This is a genomic window from Actinorectispora metalli, assembly GCF_056323685.1.
The window spans coordinates 2,290,405-2,311,064 of the sequence record NZ_JBREYE010000001.1 but is presented as its reverse complement, the minus strand read 5'-3'; the positions used below and the strand labels follow the sequence as shown (position 1 = coordinate 2,311,064).

Below are 20,660 nucleotides of genomic sequence, written 5' to 3'. Positions count from 1 at the left end.
GTCTCAAACCGACTTCATCTCCCACCGCGCTTCATTTCCCTTTCATTGTGAAGCGGAGCTGAGACAGTGCGGCGCTCGGCAGGACGTTTCGCCGCCCGGTTCACCATCCGACCGGCCGAAGCAACGACCAGCACGTTGGAGGCATCGTGCGCGCAGGCGTCGTGGTCACCGCACACCCCGGCGTGGAGGACCTCGCCGTGCTGGCCGAGGAGTTGGGCTTGCACAGCTTCTGGGTCAATGACACCCCGATGGTCCACGGCGACCCCTTTGTCGCCCTGGGACTGTGCGCGAAGGCCACCAGCCGCATCAGGCTCGGCATCGGCGTGACCTCACCGGCGCTGCGCTCGGCCCCGGCCGCCGCGAGCGGGTTCGCCAGCCTCAACGCCCTGGCACCGGGCCGGATCAGCTGCGGGGTCGGCACCGGAAACACCGCCCGTCGCACCCTGGGCATGCCGCCGACCACGGCGGCCACCCTGGAGAAGTTCACCGCCGCACTGCAGGACCTGTGCGCCGGACGCTCGACCGAGTACCGCGAACGTGACCGGGTCCGCGACATCCGGTTCCTGCACAGCGGGGCGCACGTGAACACCACCGACCCGATCGAGTTCGTCGTGGCCGCGCTCGGACCGAAGGCCGCCGCCGTCGCAGGCCGCCGTGGCACCGGCCTCATGTCCTTCGGTCTGCTGGACCCCGCCGCCTGGCACGCGCTGCACGACGCCCGCCGTCACGCCGCCCAAGGCACACCCCACCGCACCGACTCCTATTTGGTCACCGCGCTCCACATACTCGACGAGGACGAGGACCCCGACAGCGACACAGCCCGTGACGCGACCGGTCACCTCGTCCTGTCGCTGTTGGCCTTCGCCGCTGACACCGCTGCCGAGACGCCCGCCTTCACCGAGCAACTAGGCCCCGAGGAACGCGCGGCGGTGCGGCGCCTCCTCGACCGGCGCGGCACCACCGCCACCGCACCGGACCGGCACACCAAGCTCTACGCGAACTACCTCGGACGCATCGCACCGCAGGACCGGGACCTGGTCCTGCCCTCGCTGATGAACACCCTGGCCCTCGTCGGCACCCGCGACGAGCTCCTCGCCCGCATCACCACCCTCGAGCAGGCAGGCATCGACGAACTGCTCATCCAGCCGGTGATCGACCCGCCCACCGAGATGGCCAAGTTCGCGAAACTCCTCACCTGAGCGGACCCGCCTGCCGCACGTACCCGCCTTTGTTTGACGGGCATTTCAAGCCCGAGGTGCCATTTGGTGCCGCGTGACACCCAAGCTGAGCCAAGTTGGCTTGCAGTGGTGCCATAGTTGTGCCACGATGGCGTCATGGACCTGACCCCGTATGTGAGCAACCTCGGACGTGAGTTCGCCACGCTTGCCGAAGCCGGTGGTGACGAGGCGCGTGCGCTGGTCGAGCGCCTGTCCGGGTCGCTGGAGTCGGCGATTCGGATGACGTTGCTGGAGGCGCTGTCCGCCGCCGCGGACGAGGTCACGCAGGATCTGGCGCCGGGGTCGGTGCAGCTGCGGTTGCGCGGACGCGATCCGGACTTCGTCGTGACCGTGCCGCCCGCCGAGCCGATCGGGGACGCGACCGAGGGTGAGCCGGAGACGGTGGGCGGCGGTGCGCTGATCGCCGAGGACGGGCCCAGCTCGCGGATCAACCTGCGTCTCCCGGAGCAGCTCAAGGCCGCGGTGGAGGAGGCCGCTGCCAAGGAGGGGCGGTCGGTCAACGCCTGGTTGGTCCGGGCGGCCTCGACCGCCTTGCAGCGATCCGATCGCGAGCAGCGCCCCGAGCAGCGCGACGGCGGCAAGTGGAGCAAGCAGAGCTTCACCGGCTGGGTGCGCTAACCGCACCGCTTTCCACCACACCACGCCCCGACCTGCGGGGATGTGTCACCTACTCATGACGAGGGGACAGCCATGCCCACATTCGAGACGCCTCAACCGGTTTCCGTCACGCTCGAGCTTGGCGTCGGCAATGTGCGGATCAGCGCGAGCGAGCGCACCGACACCGCCGTCGACGTGCGTCCAAGCGATCCGTCGGACGAGTCCGATGTGCAAGCCGCCCAGCGGGTCCGCGTCGATTACGCGAACGGCGTGCTCCAGGTGATCGGGCCGAAATCACGCGCTTTCGACTTCTCCCGCAAGAGCAGGTCGGTCGAGGTGTCCATCGACCTGCCCAGCGGTTCGCAGGTGTCCGGCGACGTACAGGTGGGGGATCTCAGCGGCATGGGCCTGCTCGGGGAGTGCAGGTTCAAGACCTCCACCGGGAACGTTCGGCTGGAGCGGACCGGTCCACTACGGGTGGACACCGCGGCCGGTCACGTCACCGCCGACGGCGTCGCGGGCCACGCCGAGATCCACACCGGCTCGGGCAAGGTGCGCGTCGGTGCGATCGACGGCTCCGCGGTCGTCAAGAACTCCAACGGCGACACCGTGATCGACACGGTCACGGGCGATGTGCGGGTGCGTTCGGCGAACGGCGACATCTCCGTCGACCGGGCGAGCGCGGGTGTCGACGCGAAGACGTCCAACGGCAACATCCGCCTCGGCGAGGTGGTCCGCGGCTCGGTCGAGATCGGGACCGCGATGGGCGACCTGGAGATCGGCATCGCCGAGAACACCGCGGCCTGGCTCGAGGTGAACACCGGGTTCGGGCAGGTGCGCAACCTCTTGGACAACGCGGCCCGGCCCGAGGAGTCAGACGAGACCGTCGAGGTGCGCGCACGCACCTCGTTCGGCGGCATCACGATCCGCCGTTCCTGACCTGATCCGACATCACTGAGGGGAAATCATGACCACCAGGCAATCCCAGCCCGCGATCGCGGTGACCGGGCTGCGCAAGTCGTTCGGCGACCACGTCGTGCTCGATGGCATCGACCTGACCGTCCCGCGGGCAACGGTGTTCTCGCTGCTCGGCGCGAACGGCGCCGGGAAGACCACCACCGTCAAGATCCTGTCCACGTTGATCAGCGCCGACGCCGGTGACGTCCGGGTCGCGGGCCACGACCTCGCGGACGAGCCCGACGCGGTGCGCGCCGCGATCGGTGTCACCGGCCAGTTCTCGGCGGTGGACAACCTGCTCACCGGCAAGGAGAACCTGCTCCTGATGGCGGACCTGCACCACCTCGCCAGGGGTGACGGGAAGCGGCGCGCCGCCGAACTGCTCGAGCAGTTCGATCTGGTCGACGCGGCGGGCAAGCCGGTCGCGACGTATTCCGGGGGTATGCGTCGGCGGCTTGACCTCGCGATGACGCTGGTGGGCAGCCCGCGGGTGATCTTCCTCGATGAGCCGACCACCGGCTTGGACCCGCGCAGCAGGCGGGGCATGTGGCAGATCGTCCGGGACCTGGTGGCCACCGGCGTCACCATCTTCCTGACCACCCAGTACCTGGAGGAAGCCGACGAGCTGGCCGACCGGATCGCGGTTCTCGACCACGGCAGGCTGGTCGCCGAGGGAACCCCGGATGAGCTCAAGCGCCGTATTCCCGGTGGACATGTTCGCCTGCGATTCGCCGACCAGCGTCACCTCGACGCGGCCGCGCTTGTGCTGGGCGATGCCTCGCCCAACGGTGACGCGCTCGCCCTGCGGGTGCCCAGTGACGGCAGCCTCCGGTCGCTGAAGACCCTGATCGACCGCCTCGACGACCGGGCCATCCAGGTCGACGAGCTGTCCGTGCACACCCCCGATCTCGACGACGTCTTCCTTGCCCTCACCGGCAACCCCAAGAACGAGAAGGTGACCACCCGATGAGCACCGCTGCCCACGCGGGCCTCCGGTTCTACCCGTTGCGCGACTCGGCGACGATGCTGCGTCGCAACCTCAAGCACATGCTGCGGTACCCGTCGATGACGCTGATGCTCGTCGGGATGCCGATCGTCTTCCTGCTGCTGTTCGTCTACGTGTTCGGCGGCGCGTTGGGCGCCGGGATCGGCGGCGTGGCGAGCGGGCGCGCCGACTACGTCAACTATGTCGCGCCCGCGATCATCCTGATGACCGTGACGGCCACGGTTCAGGGCACCGCGATCTCGATCGCGATGGATATGACCGAGGGCATCATCGCCCGGTTCCGCACCATGCACATCGCCCGCGTCTCGGTGCTGACCGGACACGTGCTGGGCAGCGTGATCCAGGCGATGCTCAGCCTGGCGATCGTGATCGGGGTCGCGCTGCTGGTCGGCTTCCGGCCCGCCGCCGGGGTTGGCGGGTGGCTGGCCACGGCCGGTTTCCTGGTGGTGGTGGCGTTCGCGCTCGTCTGGCTCGCCGTCGCGCTCGGCCAGGTGAGCAAGAGCGTGGAGACCGCGAGCAACCTGCCCATGCCGCTGGTGCTGATGCCTTTCCTTGGCAGCGGGTTCGTCCCCACCGACTCCATGCCCGCCGGGCTGCGCTGGTTCGCCGAGTACCAGCCGTTCACCCCGATCATCGAAACCCTGCGCGGCCTGCTGATGGACAAGCCGATCGGGAACAACGCGTGGATCGCGCTCGCCTGGTGCGCCGTCATCGCCCTTGGCGGATACCTCTGGTCGAAGCGGCTGTTCAACCGCGAGTTCTCCCGCTGACCGCCCAACCCGCCACGAAGGACAATCCGATGACGCACACCATTCCCATCCCGCAGGGCCTTCCGATGGAACGCGATGCGGGCCCCTTCGACCCGCCCCGCCAGATCACCCGGCTGCGCGAGGCTCGCCCGGTCAGTCCGATGGCGTTCCCGGACGGTCATGAGGGCTGGCTCGTCACCGGCTACGACGCGGTCCGCCAACTCATGGCCGACACCCGGTTCAGCTCCCGGCAGGACATCGGCATCCTCCACATGCCCTTCGAGACCCCTGGCATGCCCGTCGCCACCGAACCGTCCCCGCAGATGCCGGGCCTGTTCGTCGCCATGGACCCGCCGGACCACACCCGGCTGCGGCGCAGGCTCACCGGCGCCTTCACCGTCAAACGCATGAAGCAGCTCGAAGAGCAGATCTCCGACATCACCGAACGGCAACTGGACGAGATGGCGCGCCTGACCCCGCCGGTCGACCTGGTCAAGGAGTTCGCGCTGCCGATGCCGTCGCTGGTGATCTGCGCGATGCTGGGTGTCCCCTACGCGGACCGGGAGAATTTCCAGGTCAACTCCGCCAAATTCCTGCTCAGGGACGTGACGCTCGACGAGAAGATGGCCGCGTGGGGCGCGCTGAACACGTACCTGACCGAACTGGTCACGCGCAAACGCGCCGCGCCCGGCGAGGACATCCTGTCCGACCTGGCCCGCCATGACGACCTCACCATCGAGGAGCTGACAGGTGTGGCCTTCCTGCTGTTGCTCGCGGGCCACGAGACCACCGCCAACATGCTGGGATTGGGCACCTTCGCGCTCCTGGAGCACCCCGAGCAGCTGGCCGAGTTGCGCGCCGACCCGGATCTGCTGCCCGATGCCGTCGAGGAGCTCCTGCGTTATCTGTCCGTGGCCGACATCTTCTACCGCTACGCCACCGAGGACCTCGAACTCGGCGGTGAAACCATCGGCGAGGGGTCGACCGTCGTCGTATCGCTGCTGGCCGCCAACCGCGACCCCCGGCGCTTCGACAACCCTGACGCCCTGGACATCCGACGTAAGGCCCGCGGGCATCTGTCCTTCGGCCACGGCATCCATCAATGCCTTGGCCAGCAACTGGCCCGCATCGAGATGCGCGCGGGGTTCGCCGGGCTGCTGCGGCGCTTCCCGACCCTCACGCTCGCGATCCCCGCCGCGGAGGTGAAGCTCAGGACCGACATGAACATCTACGGCGTCCACGAACTGCCCGTCACCTGGGCCGAAACGGCGGGGTGAACGGTGAGGCCCGCTGATTCGGCCGGTGGCGTAACCGGTTCCCGGCCCGGGGGCACGGATCTACCGTGGCCGTATGCACTCACCGATCACGGGCACGGCCGCGGGCGTGCCGTTCACCGCGCTGCCGCCTGCCGGTGGCGGTCCCGCGCCGCTGATCGTCACCTGGCACATGCTGGACGCGCCGAGGTCGGACGCCGCGTTCGCGGCCGCGTTGCCGATGAACGGCCTGCCCGCGTGGCGGGTGCACCTCGGCATGCCGATGTGCGGGGCACGCATGGTCGACGGCAGCATGGACGCGGGCTTGAAGCTGATGCGCGAGGACGTGCTGATGTCCTTCCTGTATCCATTCGCCCGGCAGGCGGCCGAGGAGTTCCCGGCCGCACTGGCGGAGATCCGAACGCGACTGCCGGTCGGGGACGGCCCGATCGGGGTGCTCGGCGGCTCGCTGGGCGGGGCCGTCGCGCTGCGGATCCTGGCCGACACCGAGATCCCGGTCTTCGCGGGCGCCGTGGTGAACGCGGCCATCCGGATGCGGTCCGTCGTGGAGCTGTTCCCGGGCGACTACCCCTATGACGCCGAGTCCGAGAAAGCCGTCGACAGCATGGACTTCGTCGCCAAGGCGGGCATCATCGCCGGTCGCGCGCCGTTGCTGGTCGCCAGCGGCGAGCTGGATCACCCAGCGCTGCGTGCCGATGCGCTCGACCTGGTCGCCGCACTGGGGGAGCGGGCCGAACTGCTGTCGATCCCCGGGCTGGCCCATCCGCTCGCAGACGAACCCGGCATCGAGCCCGCGCCGCAGCTTCCGCTGACCCGCGACGTGGACGCAGGCTTGACCGCGTGGTTCCAACGGAGGCTCGCGGACATAGGCTGGGGCTGATCGTTGGGAGGCGGGCGTGGGGCATTTCGTGTTGGAGTACCAACTCGCGGCGGACTACCTGGAGCGGCGGGCGGCGCTGCGCGAGGAGCACCTCGGGCTGGCTCGGCAGGCGCGCGAGCAAGGCGAGTTGGTGCTCGCGGGCGCGCTCACCGAGCCGGTCGACCGGGCGCTGCTGGTCTGGCGCACCGAGGACCGGTCGGTGGTGGAGCGGTTCGCCGAGCAGGACCCCTACGTGCGCAACGGCCTGGTGACCTCGTGGTCGGTGCGGCCGTGGACCGTCGTCATCGGTGATGGAGCGATTCCGGTCTGACCGGGGTCCGCTCCAGTCGGGCGTCCAACTCGGCGAGGTCCGCCACGAACCAGAGGCTGCCGCGGCGCCGGGTTTCGCGCACCAGGTCACGCAGCGCCGAGCTGGTCTCGGTATAGGCGGTGATGTCGCCGAGGATCACCAGCCCGATTCCGTAGAGGGCGAACTTCCCGGCGATCTCGCCCGCGAGACGCGTGCTCAGGGTGAAGAATCTCGGGTCGAGTCGGTCCACCGGGATGACCACCAGGTCCGCCCCGTGCTCCGCGGCACTCGCGATGAGGTCCACGGCGTCCTGCTCGTGCGCCACCGGTAGGCCGTCGTCGGCGATCACCAGCACCGGGTGGCCGTGTCGTTGGGAGACGGTGCCGCTCATGCGTGTGCTCCGGAGGTCACACCGAACAGGAAGTCCGCCACCGCTTCGGACTGCCCGGCCAAGAGGTGGCCCGCCTTCGGCAGCAGGCGGATGGTCGCCTGTGGCGCGGCCGCCAGCCGAGCGGCGGTGGTGCGTGAGTCGAGCATCCGGTCACGCTCGCCGAGCACGGCGAGTATCGGCGTGTTCAGCGTCCGCACGGCGTTCTCGCCGAAGGTGGGCAGCTTTTCCATGCGGGGCCTGAAGTGGCGCATGGTGAGCAGGCCGAACTCGGCCGATGGCGTGCTCATCAGGTCATCGAACCGGATGTCGGCAACCGGTCCCACGGCGAGGAAGAACCCTCGGCGCCTGCCGCCATCGCCAACAAGACCAAGCAGGCCACCCATCAGCGGCGCGAGGACCTTTTGGCGGCCAAGGCCGCCTGGGTTGAGCAGCACCAGCCGACCGACCCTCTCGGGGCGCCGGATCGCGTAGTCGATGGCCAGCCAGCCGCCAAGGGATTCGCCGAGGAAGGCGGTCCGCGGCAGGGCCAGTCCCGCCAGCACGTCGTCCAGCCAGCGGGCGGGGGCGTCGGAGTCGAGTGCGAAGCGGAACGGTGCGCTGAGGCCGGTCTCGCCGAGGACGTCCACCGCGTACACGCGCAGCCGCCGGGACAGCACGGCGATCTCGGACAGCCATCTCGCGGTGTTGCCGCCGGAGCCTGGCAGCGCGAGCACAGGTGGCGCGTCCTCGGGTCCGCTCGCGAGGACGAAGGTCTCGCCCTGGTCCGTTGGCAGCGTCAGCCGCCGGGCAGGCACCGGCCAGCGGTCCAGCAGTTCCAGGTAGCGCCCGCGGACCTGCTTGGCGCCCGCGGTTGTTCGGTAGATGTCGCGGCTCATGTCTCCCCCTGGACCAACCCGTCGATGAACGTCAGCATCTCCGCGGTGGTGGCCGGGCCGCCCAGCAGCACGATCTTCATCCGGGATCGCTCCCGGTCGTGGACCGTCTGCACGCGCAGCGGCTGATCACCGCCGCGGTCGCTGCCCGCCAACGCCATCACCAGCGTGGACAGGCGATCGGCCAGGGCCGGTCCGACGTCCTCCAGCTGCACGATGCTGGATACCTCGGCATGGACCTTGGACTCGGGTTCCGCGACGGAGTGACCGATGAGCGCCTCGAGGTCGGCGCGGGCGATGCGGTACTGCTTGCCGATCCGAACGGCCTTCAGCCGTCCCTCACGCACGTAGTTCCGCACCGTCCGCACATGCAGACCTAGCTGGTCGGCCACCTGCTCGACCGAGTACAGCTCCTGAGACATGATCCCCACCAAACCGAAGACGCTGTAAACTTCCCTAAACGACTGTATCAGAGCTTCACTTAAGGAAGGATGCGTTATTCCGGCTGATCGGGCTTCGGCTCCAACTCGGAGCGGGGGACATCCAGCACCTGGCCACGGGCCAACGACGGCCCGAACGGCGGCGGCAGACGGGGCACATTGCGCAACGCGCCCTGCATCGGCTCCTGATAGCCGGCCCATCGGTCGCCGCAAAGGTTGACGCACGGGTGTGTGACCGTGCCGAGAACCCATTCGCCGTCACGCAGCACCGGCTGCTGGAAGCTCATCACGCCGGTGTCATCGCACAGCTCACAGGGTTCGCCCCGCGCAAGCTCACTACCTGCGCGGGATTTGTCCAAGTCCACCGCACCTCCCACACGCGCGGCCGGCGCGATCAAGACCAGAGCCATAGCATTTCGGGCACTCAACCATGTCGAACCCAGGCATCGAGGTCACCTTTCTTCCGCCGAGAATCGCCCAATTGGATTCACTGGAACGGCGCCAATCGGAGGTAAGTCTAGGCTGTCCGCCGTCACCCGCTGGGGTGGGTCCTATTCGGTTGATCTTCGCAGGAAGAAGGCCGGGAGATCGATCGAACTCCTCCGATGCGATCGATCCGCGCCCGTTTCGTGATCGTCGACAGCGTCAATTCGCCAGCGGCACAGTCCGATCGCGCCCGCTCTCACCAGCCAGGACGCCGAGCGGCGGCGCGGGATCGCGTTTACCCGAATGGTTGATCGTCTGCGTGTCAAACGGCAAAGTGATCAACACACCGTGACGCCGTGCAGCACGATTCACCCGCACAGCAGGGCTCTTCACCGCCGAATTGAGCGTGCTCGAATCGTGATGCCGGTTTTGCCGGGCAGAAATGCACGGCACAACTAACTCTTTGTGCACACCACCTGATCCGACATCACCTGTCCAGGTGGCGTTCACTCCCTTGATCTGAGCCCCGGGCTGGGGGGAGGCTCTTGTAAAGCCTCCATTCGGCGGAAGGTCGGAGCCAAGTGAGTGCCGTGCACATGGCGGCACCGGGCCGGTACGGAGCGGTCTGGGACGAACTCGTCGCAGAGCTACCCGTTGGCGTGGTGTTGCAGGACGAACTCGGCGAGGTGGTCGCCGCCAACGAGCTTGCCGCGACCCTGCTCGGGCTGCGCCGACAGGATCTGCTCGACGGCACCCGCCCCGCGGGTTGGAGCCTCCGTGATGATTCCGGTGGTTCGCTTCCCTCGCAACGCGAACTGGCCGACCAGGTCTTGCGCACCGGAGCCACCCTCACCCTTTCCCTGGTGGCAGGCGTCGACGGTCTGCCGCACGGCAGGGTCTGGGCCGACTACCACCCGGTGCACCACCGCGGGCAGCGACGGGTCCTGATGCTGCTGCAACCGGTGCACGCCGATGTGCCGCACGGCAGAGGCCTCATCGACCCGGTCACCGGCCTGCCCGCGCGGGCGCTGCTGCTGGACCGGTTGGAACAGGCGCTCACCCGCGCCCGCACCCACGGCACGCTGACCAGCCTGGTGCTACTGGACGTCCGCCACCTCTCCGCCGTCAACTCCCAGCACGGCTTCGGCCGCGGGGACGACCTGCTGGCGATGATCGCGGGCAGGCTGCGGCAGGGACTGCGGGACGATCACACCGTGGCCCGCTACGGCGGCGTGGAATTCGCGGTGGTGGCCGAGCATCCACACGGCACCGGCGAGGTGATCGCCGAGCGCATCCAGGAACTGGCGGGCCGACCGCTCAAGATCGGCGGCAGCCGGGTGCGGCCCGCGATCCGGGTCTCCTGGGTGACCAGCGACGGCGCGATCGGCGTGCACGACATGCTCACCCACGCCGAGCGGCGGCTGCACGGCAACACCTGAGCGGACGACAAGGCGCCCCCGGAGTGAATCCTCCGGGGGCGCCTCTGCTTCGCGTGCTGTCGTCGGTCACCAGGGGTGCGGGTCTCGCGAGCGACACCCGCCCACGGTCAAGCCCTGGTACGACAGCGTGCGGATCACACGTGCGGCAGGTTGCCCCGCAGCTCGCTGATCAGCTTCTCGCTGTCCACGTTGGACAGGGCGGGAAGGCCCTGCGGCAGCGTGGGCAGCGTGCCAACCTGCACGTTCTCCAGCGGCAGCTCAGCGCGCCGGTCGGAGAGCGAGTCGGCACCGATACCGTCCAGAGCGGGCAGCTTGCCGAGCACATCCGCCGGGTTCACCGGCAGCTGCGGAACGGCGGGGATGGCACCGCTACGAGCCTTGCCGCCGGGCAGACCGGGCAGCTGCGGAGCAGCGACCGGCAGCTCGGGCACGCTGGGCAGGTTGCCGTTGATGGGCAGCTTGCCGACCAGCGAGGCCGGGTCGACCGGCAGGTTCGGCAGGCCGGGCACCGCACCGCTACGCGGGGCGACGCCGTTCACCGGCAGGTTCGGGACGCTCGGCAGCGAGCCGGGCACCGAAGGAACGGCCACCGGCAGCTTGCCGGGCAGCGCGGTCGGGTCGACCGGCAGCTTCGGCAGAGCGGGCGCACCGAGCTTGGGCAGCTGCGGAGCGTTGACCGGCAGGTTCGGCAGCGCCGGGGCACCGAGCTTCGGGGCGAGGCCCTTCAGCGCGGCAAGCTCCGGGATGCTGGGCAGCTCGCCCGCACCGGGCAGACCCTCGGTGACGATGGTCAGCGGCTTGGCGACCTCGGCAGCGGCCTCCTTCGCGGCGGCGACATCCTTGACGTCCACGCGGTGCGCGATGGCTTCGCGCACGGTGTCGACGGAGATGTTCTGGAACCCGTTGGGGTCCAGACGCAGCTGCTTGTTCAGGCCCGACAGCTTCTTGTGGTCACCGTCGGTGCTGTGGCTGCCCGCGACCTTCTGGCCGAAGGCGTTCACCGCGTCCGCGGCGGCACCCTCGCCACCCTGGTGGCCGTAGAACTGCTTGGCCAGCGGAGCGGCCAGCTCGCCGATGTTGCCCGCGAGCACGCCACCGACACCGTTGGTGGCGATGTCGCCACCGGCGACCTGAGCGGTCTTGTTCGCCGCGGAGGCATCGGCCACCCCGTCGATGAGAGCGCCCGCGTTGCCGAAGGCCTGCAGCGCGCCGGCGGGAACGACCGAGCCGACGTTGCCCGAGGCGAGGCCGTCGGTGCCGTCGCTGTAGACGTCACCGCCGTTGACCTGCCCGGTCACGTTGTCCGCGGAAGCACCGGAGGTGCCGCCGAGGACGGTGCCCGCGTTGCCGAAGGCCTGGCCCAGCACGGTGGGAGCCACCGCGAGGACGTTGCCCGCGCCAACCCCGTTGGCACCGTCGGTCTCGACGCTGCCACCGGTCTGCTGGCCGAACAGGTTGCTGCCCGCGCCATCGGCGTGGTTGCCGAGGACGGTGCCCGCGTTGCCGAAGGCGGCCAGCGCGGCGCCGACCGCCGGGCTGGCGGCGTTGCCGGTGAGCAGGCCGTCCGCGCCGTCGGTGACGACGTCGCCGCCGGTCACGTGCTTGACGGCGTTGTCACCGTAGGCGTCCGCGGAGCCCTGCAGCACCGAACCGGCGTTGCCGAAGCCCTGCAGTGCGGGGGCGACCGAGGGGTTGCCGACGTTGCCCGCCAGCACACCGTCGTTGCCGGTGGTGGTCACGTCGCCGCCCGCGACGGACTTGGTGTAGTTGCCACCGAACGCCGCGGCGTCACCGCCGAGCACGCCGCCCGCGTTCCCGAAGCCCTGCAGCAGCGGGTTCACGGCCGGAGCGAGACCGTTGCCGGTCACGACGCCGTCCGAACCGTCGGTGGTGATGTCGCCACCGGCGTTGGTCTTCGTGTGGTTGCCGCCGCCTGCGACCGCGTCGCCCGCGACGGTGCCCGCGTTGCCGAACAGCTGACCCGCGCCACCGATGGGCAGGTGACCCACGTTGCCCGCGACGAAGCCGTCACGGCCGTTGGAGGTGATGTCACCGCCGGAGGTGGCGGAGGTGTTGCCCTCGCCGTCGGCGTTGGCGTTGCCCAGCACCGAACCGGCGTTGCCGAAGCCCTGGGTGGCGCGGCCGACCGCGGGGTTCAGCACGTTGCCCGCAACGTAGCCGCCCTCACCGGTGGCGAGGATGCTGCCGCCCGCCTTGGAGTGGGTCTCGCTGGCGCCGGAGCCGTTGCTGTTGCCGCCGACCGTGCCCGCGTTGCCGAAGAACTCGATCGGGTTGGCGATGGTGCCGCCAACGACGTTGCAGCTACCGAGACCCGCGTCGTCCACGCAGTTCAGGTCGCCGCCCGCCGAGGAGCCCTTCTTGTTGGTGGCCTTGCCCTCCGCGTCGCCCAGTGCGGACAGCGAGTTGCCGAAGCCCTGCACCGGGTTCGACAGCGGCAGGGCACCGATGTTGCCGGAGCCGACCGAGTCGAAGCCGCGGGTGCCGGTGTAGCCACCCGCCGAGGCGGAGGCGTTGTTGGTGCCCTCGGCCTTGGCGTCACCGAGCACCGCACCGGCGTTGCCGAAGGCGTCGCCGGGGCCGCTGATGGGGGCGCTGCCGAGGTTTCCGGCGAGGAAGCCGCCGTCACCACTGCTGTAGATGTCGCCGCCCGCCGCCGACTTGACGTCGTTGGTGTGCTTGGCATCGGCGTCGCCACCAACGGTGACGGCGTTGCCGAAGCCGAGCAGCGGGAACGCCACCGGGCCGTCAACGATGTTGCCGGAGGCGAACGCGTCGCCACCGTGGGTGTTGACCTTGCCGCCCTGGGCGTCGCTGGTGCTGCTCTGCGAGCCCTTGGCGGTGGTGTCACCCAGCACGTTGCCGGAGTTGCCGTTCAGGCCGAGCGGTCCGCCGAACACCGGACGCACCACGTTGCCCGACGCCGCGGCGTCCTGAGCGGTGGTCCAGGTGGAGAAGCCGTTCGCGTCCTTGGCGCCGGTCTTGGCGTCGGTGCTGGTGTGCGACTTGGCCGTGCCGTCGCCCAGCAGGCCGAGGGCGTTGCCGTTGAGCTCGCCACCGGTGGCCGCGCCGCCGCCGATGATGTTGCCCGCGGCGAAGCCCTGCTCACCGTTGGTGCCGTGGATGCCACCCGCGGTCGCGGAGTTGCTGGCCTTGTTGTGCGTCGCGGCGGTGCCTGCCGGGCCACCGATCGCGTTGCCGCTGGCCTGGATCGGGGTGGCGAACGAGCCACCCAGGATGTTGCCCGCCAGCGCGCCGTGCTTGCCGCCGGTCTGCACGCCGCCACCGGTGGTGGCGTCGAGCGAGGAGTTGTTGTACGACTTGGCGTCGCCGCCCAGCGCACCGATGGCGTTGCCGGTGACCTGGACCGGAGCGGCCCAGCTCAGCGAACCGGCGTTGCCGCCGAGGAAGCCGCCGTCACCGTTGGTGCGGATGCCGCGGCCGCTCTGGTAGCTGTGGTGCGAGTCGTTGTGCACGGTGGCCGGGCCGCCCAATGCGAGGGCGTTTCCGGAGATGTCCACCGGCACGAGCAGGTCCACGCGCCCCTTGTTTCCTTGGAAGTCAAGGGGGCTGCCCTGCGGAACGTACTTCTGCAGCGGGTTGCGTGCCTGCAGTTCGTTCGTGATCGGCGCCGCTGCGTTGTTCAGCGTGCCGGTCACCTGGTTCAAAGGCCCACGGAGCTGCTCGGGGGAGTGCTTCGCAAGGTCATCCGTGCTCAGCGACAGCTCTTCGTCAATGGTGGGTGCATCGTACTGCCCGAACGGTGTGCCCAGCGCGTTGTTGGCAACGTGCACGGGGACACCGATGGAACCGCCGAGTGGGGAGGTCGGCCGGTCCGGGCAGCACTCGGCGGCAGAGGCTACGCCCGCTCCGAGCATCAGCATGCCACCGGTGACGAGCGCGGCATGCATACCGCGCTTCGCCCAGGTCTGCATCGGGTTCTCCTTCCGTTTCCCCTCCCCGCGAGAGGGAGGGGGATTGAACGAGCGGCCGGACATAAAGTCGGGGCAGCGACCACTCGCGTCTATGGGGTTTGGGCGAACTTCGCATCACGGCGAAATCACCCGGGCAGGCACGGGGAGGACAACGAGTCGGGAAGGCGAACGTTCTGCCCACCGAGGTCGATCACTCCTCCGCGGCAAAGGCTTTCAGTCGGGGTCGGACCCGGGCTGACGGTCGGGCTCGGTACAGATCGACTCGGCGGCACCGTTGGTCGGACAGCCCTCCGCACGATCCTCTGCGGTGGTGAAAACCGAGGGCATTCCCTGCGCACTGCCTCCTGACCAGGACGAACCTGAGCCGCTGCATGGCGAGTACACGGGTGACTTGCGCGGCGACACCGGCTGCGGGGTCTGCTGCCTGTCGGCGGCGTTCCGCTCCGCGGCGATGCCACGCTTGGCACCGCGCTTGACCATATCGTTACGCGTGGAAACCCCTGCGGACTGCTCCACCGCGACCGGTTGCGCCGGTGCGGGAAGCAGTGCCTCGCCGTCGGAGGGCAGGAAGGGCGACGGTGCCGGTGCGTGCTCCGAGTCGTTATCGGTACCCGGCAGCACGTTGCCGTGCTCGGGAATCTCGTCGGTGATCGGGTCGAGCAGACCCGGGCCGGGAAGCTGGCCGTCGGGCCGAGGCCTCGGCGGCAGGGCGGGCTGCAACGGAGCCAGCGTCTCGCGGAGTCCACCGCGGACCTCGCCGACAACACCGTCCAGCACCGCGACCCCGTCGGAGACGGACTTGTCCAGCTTCGCGGGCAGGTCCGAGGTGTCGGAGGCGGCGGGCGCGTAGGTGGAGGGCGTCGCGGCCATGGCGGCTCCGTCGAGGAGCAGCCAACCCGCGATGACCCCGCCCGCCACGAGCAGGGCGTGCACCAGAAAGCGAAGACGGCTGATCGCCGCTCCCTCTCGCTGGTCCAGCCGAGCCACGCAGTGTCCTCCGGTTCGCCTTGCGGGATGTGTAGATGCCGCAAGCGTTGCGGCCGTGGTGCTTGTCGATGGTGCGCTGGTCGGTGAAACCCACGCCACCAACATCGACAGCGGACACCATTTCAGGGCGCAGGCCCCCGATGCATCTATGGGGAACAAAGATCGCCTGAATGGCGTAGTGCACTTTGTGTCAGATGCCACAAAATCACTCGCCGTCAACCTCGCTTCAATATGCGGGTCGCCCCAGCGGCGGCAGTGGAGGCCAAAATCCACCCCGCAGTGACGAGTACGCCGGCTACCCATTGAGATTCACCGGTTATCCGCCACATCCCATCCTGACCAAGATTCACGATCGGCAGCAATAGGTCGGCGGAAAGCACCCAGGGGTTCCACACCGGATTCTGGTCGTGATCCAGCTTCTCCAGCCGGTGTTCGCCGAACCACAGGGCTCCGAACAGCCAGAACACCACCAGCCACAGCATGGCCAGCCATGGCCGGTAGCCGTAGCCGACGGTCCATTCCTGCAACCGTCCCCACACCCGGCCCGCAGCGCCGAGGCTGGCGTGCCGTCGCCGCTGTTTGGCCACCTGGACCATTTCCGCGCGTTCCTCGTCACCGCAGGACCGGTAAACCTTTGCCAGTTGTTCATAGGGCCCAGGGGCAAACTCCGGCACCGCGTCGCGCAGCCAGCGCAGTCGTTCCACAACCCCGACGTCAGGTCGGGACGCGATGGAGTCATACGAAAAATCCTCAAGATCCAGCCCGCCGGTCGCCGCCCACAATTGCGGAGAATCACTCACTCGAGTGATACGCGCGCGGTTGAGCAGCACTCTTCCCTTGGGCGGCTCGGTAAAACGCAGCACCATCTGCTCGGCGCGCAGGCCGTAGGCATTCAACGCGACGGCATTGCCGTCCCCGCCGAGCGCCGAACCGGTGAAGGTCACGACCTTTCCCACCTCGACCAGCCTGATCCGCACTCCGCCGGTGGCCACGAAGCCGTAGCTGCACAGCAGGTCCTTGCCGATCGCGGCGACGCGTGCGTCCAGCGAGGGCTTGACCGAGCCGTCCGGCCTGCGCCGCGCCTCGGTCAGCTTGGCCCCCGAGCAGTCCAAGGTGGACCCGATGTGCGCGTTCTGCAGCCGCAGCGAGCCTCGCGCCCGCAGATGCCGCAGGAACAGCGTGCCGCGCACCCGCAGCCGGTCGGCGAAGAGCACGTCGATGCCCGGCGCGTCCAGCTTCACCCCGGACAGGCTGGCGCTGCCGCGGATCTCCGCGTCCACCAACCGAACCTGGCCGTAGGCCGCGAGCGCCGGAATGCCCGGTACCGCCAGCCTGCGCGGCGCGGTGCCGCGTGCCTCCAGGTCGCCCCCGATGCGGATGCCGTCTGCCAGCAGCGCCACCGGGATCCGGTCGAGCAGGTGGTGCGCGTCGTGGTCGGGTTCCGGTCGTGCCCCAGGTGTCCGACTGGCCGCCGCCAACTCCACCAGTTCGGTGATGCCCTCGGGTTTGCCGAGGGTCGCCCCGGACAGCCGCAGGTAGCCGCGGACCGCGGCCCCCGGCAGCCGGATCGTGCCCGCGCTGGTGAAGCCGTCGTCCAGTTCGACGTTGCCCTCGACCTCCATGTGGTCGCCGACCAGCGCCGCGCTGGCATCCGCGGTGCCGCGCGGCATGACCAGCACCTTGGGCTCGGTGTGGCCCGCCGAGATCAAGCGCGCGCCGGAGAAGACGACATTGCCGCCCACCCTGGCCCCGGCGAGCATCAGCCTGCCCTCGGCGGTGAAGTGGCCGCCGCCGTCACCGTCGCAGAGCAGGCTGCCCGCGACGTTCATGCCGGTGCCCTCGAGGACCAGCTTTCCGGGATTGATCAGGTGCGCCCCACCGAGGTGCACGCTGCCGCCGATCTTCGCACCGCGCAGCCGGACCTCACCGGTCGCCCGCAACGCGGTGGCCTGGAGCGAACCGGTGACGTTCAGCCGCGCCCCGAGCAACGCGAGGCCGTTGCGCTCATCGCGCAGCACCGAGCCCGCAAGGCGCAGCGTGCCCTGAACTGTCGCGTCGGTGAGATCCAGGGTGCCAACGCAGTTGGACCCCGCCTCCAACACGAAATCGCTGTCCACCCGCAGGTTGCGTCCCTTCAGGCCGGGCAGCCTGCAACCGCGCAGCCGCAGCCCCGCGAGCTTGGCCATCCGTAGTACCGGGGTCTGCTCGAAGGTGCTCGCGGTGATCTCGATGAGGTGGGTTATCTCGGCGCCCTCCAGCAGCAGCCGTCCGGTGATACGGGCGCCGCACAGGCGCAGGGCGGGCACCGCGGTGATCGGAATCTTGTACAGGCCGGTGAGCAGGCCCATCAGCACCCCGGCCCGGACCACGCGGTCCCGGCGGCCGGGGTCGGCGCGCAGGTCCAGCCGCCTGCCCGCGGCGAAGGCCAGGCAGACCTCGCGTTCGTTCTCGTTCAGCTCGTCCGGTCGGACGTAGTCGGTCACCGCGCTCACCCCTGATCACCCCGGCCTGCTGTGCTGATCACTGGAGTAGGAGACGCCGCCGCGGTTTCACTCCGTCGATGAGTTGACCAAAGACACAGCTCGCGTGTCGAGCGATCCGGCACCTATCACGCCGCGGCAGCGGATAAGTTGGCTTCCGTGAGCGACTCGCAGCAACCCACCAGGGCGGACGTGACCACGACGGTGCCACCGATTCTTCGGGTGGCAGCGGCCCTGAGCTGGCGTTTTCTTGCCGTTGTCGGAGCATTGATCGTCCTGGGCATGCTCGTCATGCGGCTGCACATGGTGGTGATACCGGTCGCGGTGGCGCTGCTGCTGTCGGCGTTGCTCGCGCCTGCCGTTGAGCGGTTCACCAGGCTCGGGCTGCGGCGCTGGCTTGCCACCGCGATCGTGCTGATCGGCGGCCTCGCGGTGGTCGGCGGCGTGCTCACCTTCGTGATCAACGCGTTCACCACCGGTCTGCCCGACCTCCAGCGCAACCTGATCGACAGCATCAACCAGATCCGGCGGTGGCTGGTCGCCGGACCACTGCACATCAGCGATGAGCAGATCAACTCGACGCTGGACAAGATCACCGAGGGGATCCAGAAGAACCAGGGCGCGATCACCTCGGGAGCACTGTCCACCGCGGGCACCGTCGGCGAGCTTCTCACCGGCTTCGCGCTGGCCCTGTTCACGCTGATCTTCTTCCTGCACGACGGCAGGGGCATCTGGCAGTTCGTGCTGCGCATCGTCCCCCGCTACGTGCGGGACAGGGTGGACGTCGCGGGCATCAGGTCCTTCGCCTCGCTGGTCGGCTACGTCCGGGCCACCGCCCTGGTGGCCGTGGTGGACGCCGTCGGCATCGGCATCGGCCTGGCCATCATCGGGGTTCCGCTGGCCATTCCGCTGGCCGCGCTGGTGTTCCTGGGTGGCTTCATCCCGATCGTGGGTGCCGCGGTGTCCGGTCTGGTCGCGGTGCTGGTGGCGTTGGTGGCCAACGGCTTCGTGCCCGCGCTGCTGGTGCTGGCGGTGGTCGTGCTCGTGCAGCAACTGGAGGGTCACGTGCTCCAGCCGCTGCTGTTGGGCCGGGCGGTGCGGCTGCACGCGCTGGCCGTGGTGCTGGCGATCGCCGCGGGCGTCGTGGTGGGCGGCATCCCCGGCGCGCTGCTCGCGGTGCCGCTGGTGGCGGTGCTGAACTCCGCGATCCGCTCGCTGAGCAGCGAGGACGACCGGATCACGCCGGAGCAGGCGCTCAACCCCAAGCAGGCGGAGCCGCCGGGCGAAGAGGTCAAGGACGTGGTCGAGGGCACCGAGGACCCGAAGGACGCGGCCAAGGGCCTGCGCAAGTCGCGGGAGTAGCTCAGGCCATCGTGACGAGGTTGCGGCCCGCGCCCTTGGCGGACAGCAGGGCCGCGTCGGCGGCTACGAGCAGGTTCGAAAGCTCGTAGCCGAACCGGCCGGTGGTGGACACCCCGATGCTCACCGTCAGGCCGGACAGCTCGCGGGGCACGCCGTTCTGCGAGGTGAGCGGGATCTGCATGGCCGCGACGGCCTCCCGGACGCGCTGCGCGACGGCATGCGCCACCGAGGGGTCGGCGTCCGGGAGGAACACCACGAACTCCTCGCCGCCGAAGCGGCCGACGATATCGCCGCGGCGGATGTTGTGCCGCAGCATCAACGCCACCGCCGCCAGCGCCGCGTCGCCCGCCAGGTGCCCCATCTGGTCGTTGACCCGCTTGAAGTGGTCGAGGTCGAGCAGCAGCAGCGCGGCGGGCAGGTTGCGGATGCGGTTGCGGGTGAGTTCCTCGCGGGTCAGGCGTTCCCAGTGGTCGGCGTTGGCCAGACCGGTCTTGGCGTCCCGCTGCGCCGATTTGCGCCACTGCGGGATCTGGCTGGCCAACTCCAGTAAGGCCATCGGCGCGACGGCGAGCAGCGCCCGCACCGGCGCGCTTTCCACGGCGATCGCCAGCAGTCCGCCCAGGTTCACCGCGACGATGGCCAGCAGCAGGTCCAGCCGGTCGCCGAGCACGTCCTCCACGGTGGCCTTGGGGGAGCGCAGCCGAAGGCCGACCGACACCAGCACGACCCTGCCGAGCAGCATCACGGCGCTGGCCGCGATGTAGGTCAGCACATCCCAGCGGGGTTCGCTCCAACCCGCGGTCAGCCTGCTGGCGAAGGTGGCCAGCGCGGTGGCCGCGGTGAGGAAGATCCAGCGGTGCGGCGCCGCCCGGACTCCGAGCACCCCGTGCAGGGCGGGTCCGAGCATCAGCACGACGAGCAGGTTGGGCGGCAGCGTGAACACGCCCGCCAGCAGGTAGCAGGTGTGAATGGCCCACGGGTTGCGGTAGGTCTCGCCACGGCGCACCGCGATCATGACCGCGGTGCCGACCAACACGATCGCGGTGGTGATGGCGATCGCGGCGAACCTGCTGATCTCCGCGGGGGTTGGCACGTTTCCCACCCGCACCACATGGACCACGGCGATGATCGCCGCGGTCTCCACCGCGAGCCAGTAGATGAGCGCCGCGGGACGCAGCCTCCACAGTGGCCAGTTGAACAAGGCCGACCCTTCGCAGACCGGGTACGCGAGCACCTCGACGGCAAGTAATGTGATTCACGCCAACGGCGCTCGAACAGCAGCGATGCCTGCTCCTCCACGCACCGCACACCGCTCGGCCA

Annotated in this window: 19 protein-coding genes; 10 read left to right on the top strand and 9 right to left on the bottom strand. The window is 69.4% G+C overall.

Annotation, left to right across the window (positions count from 1 at the left end; genetic code table 11):
- The first annotated feature begins 146 nt into the window (after positions 1–146).
- From ACU6XJ_RS10805 to ACU6XJ_RS10770, 8 genes are all read left to right on the top strand, one after another.
- The gene (locus ACU6XJ_RS10805) at positions 147–1,199 is read left to right on the top strand and encodes an LLM class flavin-dependent oxidoreductase (RefSeq protein WP_476309260.1); all 1,053 of its coding nucleotides are present in this window, start codon (positions 147–149) and stop codon (positions 1,197–1,199) included.
- A gap of 135 nt (positions 1,200–1,334) precedes the next feature.
- Complete coding sequence (locus ACU6XJ_RS10800; protein WP_476309257.1) at positions 1,335–1,856, top strand: YlcI/YnfO family protein; 522 nt, start codon at positions 1,335–1,337, stop codon at positions 1,854–1,856.
- 72 nt (positions 1,857–1,928) lie between these two features.
- Positions 1,929–2,774, top strand: a complete 846-nt coding sequence (locus ACU6XJ_RS10795; RefSeq protein ID WP_476309254.1) for a DUF4097 family beta strand repeat-containing protein — start codon at positions 1,929–1,931, stop codon at positions 2,772–2,774.
- A 28-nt stretch (positions 2,775–2,802) separates the two neighbouring features.
- On the top strand, positions 2,803–3,762 hold the full coding sequence (locus ACU6XJ_RS10790) for an ATP-binding cassette domain-containing protein (protein WP_476309251.1): 960 nt from the start codon (positions 2,803–2,805) through the stop codon (positions 3,760–3,762).
- Complete coding sequence (locus ACU6XJ_RS10785) at positions 3,759–4,568, top strand: ABC transporter permease (RefSeq protein ID WP_476309248.1); 810 nt, start codon at positions 3,759–3,761, stop codon at positions 4,566–4,568. Before ACU6XJ_RS10790 ends, ACU6XJ_RS10785 begins: the two co-directional genes overlap by 4 nt.
- Positions 4,569–4,597: 29 nt before the next feature.
- A complete protein-coding gene (locus ACU6XJ_RS10780) occupies positions 4,598–5,824 on the top strand; it encodes a cytochrome P450 (protein ID WP_476309245.1) in 1,227 nt (408 codons plus the stop codon).
- A 73-nt stretch (positions 5,825–5,897) separates the two neighbouring features.
- A complete protein-coding gene (locus ACU6XJ_RS10775; protein WP_476309243.1) occupies positions 5,898–6,701 on the top strand; it encodes an alpha/beta hydrolase family protein in 804 nt (267 codons plus the stop codon).
- Positions 6,702–6,717: 16 nt separating this feature from the next.
- Positions 6,718–7,011, top strand: coding sequence for a YciI-like protein (locus tag ACU6XJ_RS10770; RefSeq protein WP_476309241.1), 294 nt, complete (start codon positions 6,718–6,720; stop codon positions 7,009–7,011).
- On the opposite strand, the gene ACU6XJ_RS10765 is transcribed toward ACU6XJ_RS10770, so the two are convergent.
- The 5 genes from ACU6XJ_RS10765 to ACU6XJ_RS10745 form a co-directional block, all read right to left on the bottom strand.
- Complete coding sequence (locus ACU6XJ_RS10765; protein ID WP_476309239.1) at positions 6,983–7,381, bottom strand: DUF4180 domain-containing protein; 399 nt, start codon at positions 7,379–7,381, stop codon at positions 6,983–6,985. The genes ACU6XJ_RS10770 and ACU6XJ_RS10765 overlap by 29 nt on opposite strands.
- On the bottom strand, positions 7,378–8,256 hold the full coding sequence (locus tag ACU6XJ_RS10760; protein ID WP_476309236.1) for an alpha/beta fold hydrolase: 879 nt from the start codon (positions 8,254–8,256) through the stop codon (positions 7,378–7,380). Before ACU6XJ_RS10760 ends, ACU6XJ_RS10765 begins: the two co-directional genes overlap by 4 nt.
- Complete coding sequence (locus tag ACU6XJ_RS10755) at positions 8,253–8,675, bottom strand: helix-turn-helix domain-containing protein (RefSeq protein ID WP_476309234.1); 423 nt, start codon at positions 8,673–8,675, stop codon at positions 8,253–8,255. Before ACU6XJ_RS10755 ends, ACU6XJ_RS10760 begins: the two co-directional genes overlap by 4 nt.
- Positions 8,676–8,749: 74 nt before the next feature.
- Positions 8,750–9,058 carry a hypothetical protein gene (locus ACU6XJ_RS10750; protein WP_476309232.1) on the bottom strand — a complete coding sequence of 103 codons (309 nt, stop codon included), beginning with the start codon at positions 9,056–9,058 and terminating at the stop codon, positions 8,750–8,752.
- Between the two features lie 280 nt (positions 9,059–9,338).
- Positions 9,339–9,629 carry a hypothetical protein gene (locus ACU6XJ_RS10745; protein WP_476309229.1) on the bottom strand — a complete coding sequence of 97 codons (291 nt, stop codon included), beginning with the start codon at positions 9,627–9,629 and terminating at the stop codon, positions 9,339–9,341.
- A 71-nt stretch (positions 9,630–9,700) separates the two neighbouring features.
- Here ACU6XJ_RS10745 and ACU6XJ_RS10740 point away from each other — a divergent pair, with 71 nt between their 5' ends.
- On the top strand, positions 9,701–10,558 hold the full coding sequence (locus tag ACU6XJ_RS10740; RefSeq protein WP_476309227.1) for a GGDEF domain-containing protein: 858 nt from the start codon (positions 9,701–9,703) through the stop codon (positions 10,556–10,558).
- A 134-nt stretch (positions 10,559–10,692) separates the two neighbouring features.
- Here the strand turns inward: ACU6XJ_RS10740 and ACU6XJ_RS10735 are convergent, their stop codons facing one another.
- From ACU6XJ_RS10735 to ACU6XJ_RS10725, 3 genes are all read right to left on the bottom strand, one after another.
- Positions 10,693–14,511 (bottom strand): beta strand repeat-containing protein, encoded by a 3,819-nt coding sequence (locus ACU6XJ_RS10735; protein ID WP_476309224.1) that lies wholly within the window; start codon positions 14,509–14,511, stop codon positions 10,693–10,695.
- 213 nt (positions 14,512–14,724) lie between these two features.
- Entirely contained in the window at positions 14,725–15,498 is a 774-nt protein-coding gene (locus ACU6XJ_RS10730; protein ID WP_476309222.1) for a hypothetical protein, read from the bottom strand.
- 215 nt (positions 15,499–15,713) lie between these two features.
- Positions 15,714–17,990, bottom strand: a complete 2,277-nt coding sequence (locus tag ACU6XJ_RS10725) for a hypothetical protein (protein ID WP_476309220.1) — start codon at positions 17,988–17,990, stop codon at positions 15,714–15,716.
- Positions 17,991–18,137: 147 nt separating this feature from the next.
- Here ACU6XJ_RS10725 and ACU6XJ_RS10720 point away from each other — a divergent pair, with 147 nt between their 5' ends.
- Positions 18,138–19,340 carry an AI-2E family transporter gene (locus tag ACU6XJ_RS10720; protein WP_476309219.1) on the top strand — a complete coding sequence of 401 codons (1,203 nt, stop codon included), beginning with the start codon at positions 18,138–18,140 and terminating at the stop codon, positions 19,338–19,340.
- A 1-nt stretch (position 19,341) separates the two neighbouring features.
- On the opposite strand, the gene ACU6XJ_RS10715 is transcribed toward ACU6XJ_RS10720, so the two are convergent.
- Positions 19,342–20,541 (bottom strand): diguanylate cyclase, encoded by a 1,200-nt coding sequence (locus ACU6XJ_RS10715; protein ID WP_476309216.1) that lies wholly within the window; start codon positions 20,539–20,541, stop codon positions 19,342–19,344.
- Between the last annotated feature and the right edge of the window lie 119 nt (positions 20,542–20,660).

Bases quoted from the DNA above. Each gene is read 5' to 3' on its own strand.
- ACU6XJ_RS10800 (WP_476309257.1), top strand. From the start codon at position 1,335: ATGGACCTGACCCCGTATGTGAGCAACCTCGGACGTGAGTTCGCCACG.
- ACU6XJ_RS10795 (WP_476309254.1), top strand. From the start codon at position 1,929: ATGCCCACATTCGAGACGCCTCAACCGGTTTCCGTCACGCTCGAGCTT.
- ACU6XJ_RS10790 (WP_476309251.1), top strand. From the start codon at position 2,803: ATGACCACCAGGCAATCCCAGCCCGCGATCGCGGTGACCGGGCTGCGC.
- ACU6XJ_RS10785 (WP_476309248.1), top strand. From the start codon at position 3,759: ATGAGCACCGCTGCCCACGCGGGCCTCCGGTTCTACCCGTTGCGCGAC.
- ACU6XJ_RS10780 (WP_476309245.1), top strand. From the start codon at position 4,598: ATGACGCACACCATTCCCATCCCGCAGGGCCTTCCGATGGAACGCGAT.
- ACU6XJ_RS10775 (WP_476309243.1), top strand. From the start codon at position 5,898: ATGCACTCACCGATCACGGGCACGGCCGCGGGCGTGCCGTTCACCGCG.
- ACU6XJ_RS10765 (WP_476309239.1), bottom strand. From the start codon at position 7,381: ATGAGCGGCACCGTCTCCCAACGACACGGCCACCCGGTGCTGGTGATC.
- ACU6XJ_RS10760 (WP_476309236.1), bottom strand. From the start codon at position 8,256: ATGAGCCGCGACATCTACCGAACAACCGCGGGCGCCAAGCAGGTCCGC.
- ACU6XJ_RS10755 (WP_476309234.1), bottom strand. From the start codon at position 8,675: ATGTCTCAGGAGCTGTACTCGGTCGAGCAGGTGGCCGACCAGCTAGGT.
- ACU6XJ_RS10735 (WP_476309224.1), bottom strand. From the start codon at position 14,511: ATGCAGACCTGGGCGAAGCGCGGTATGCATGCCGCGCTCGTCACCGGT.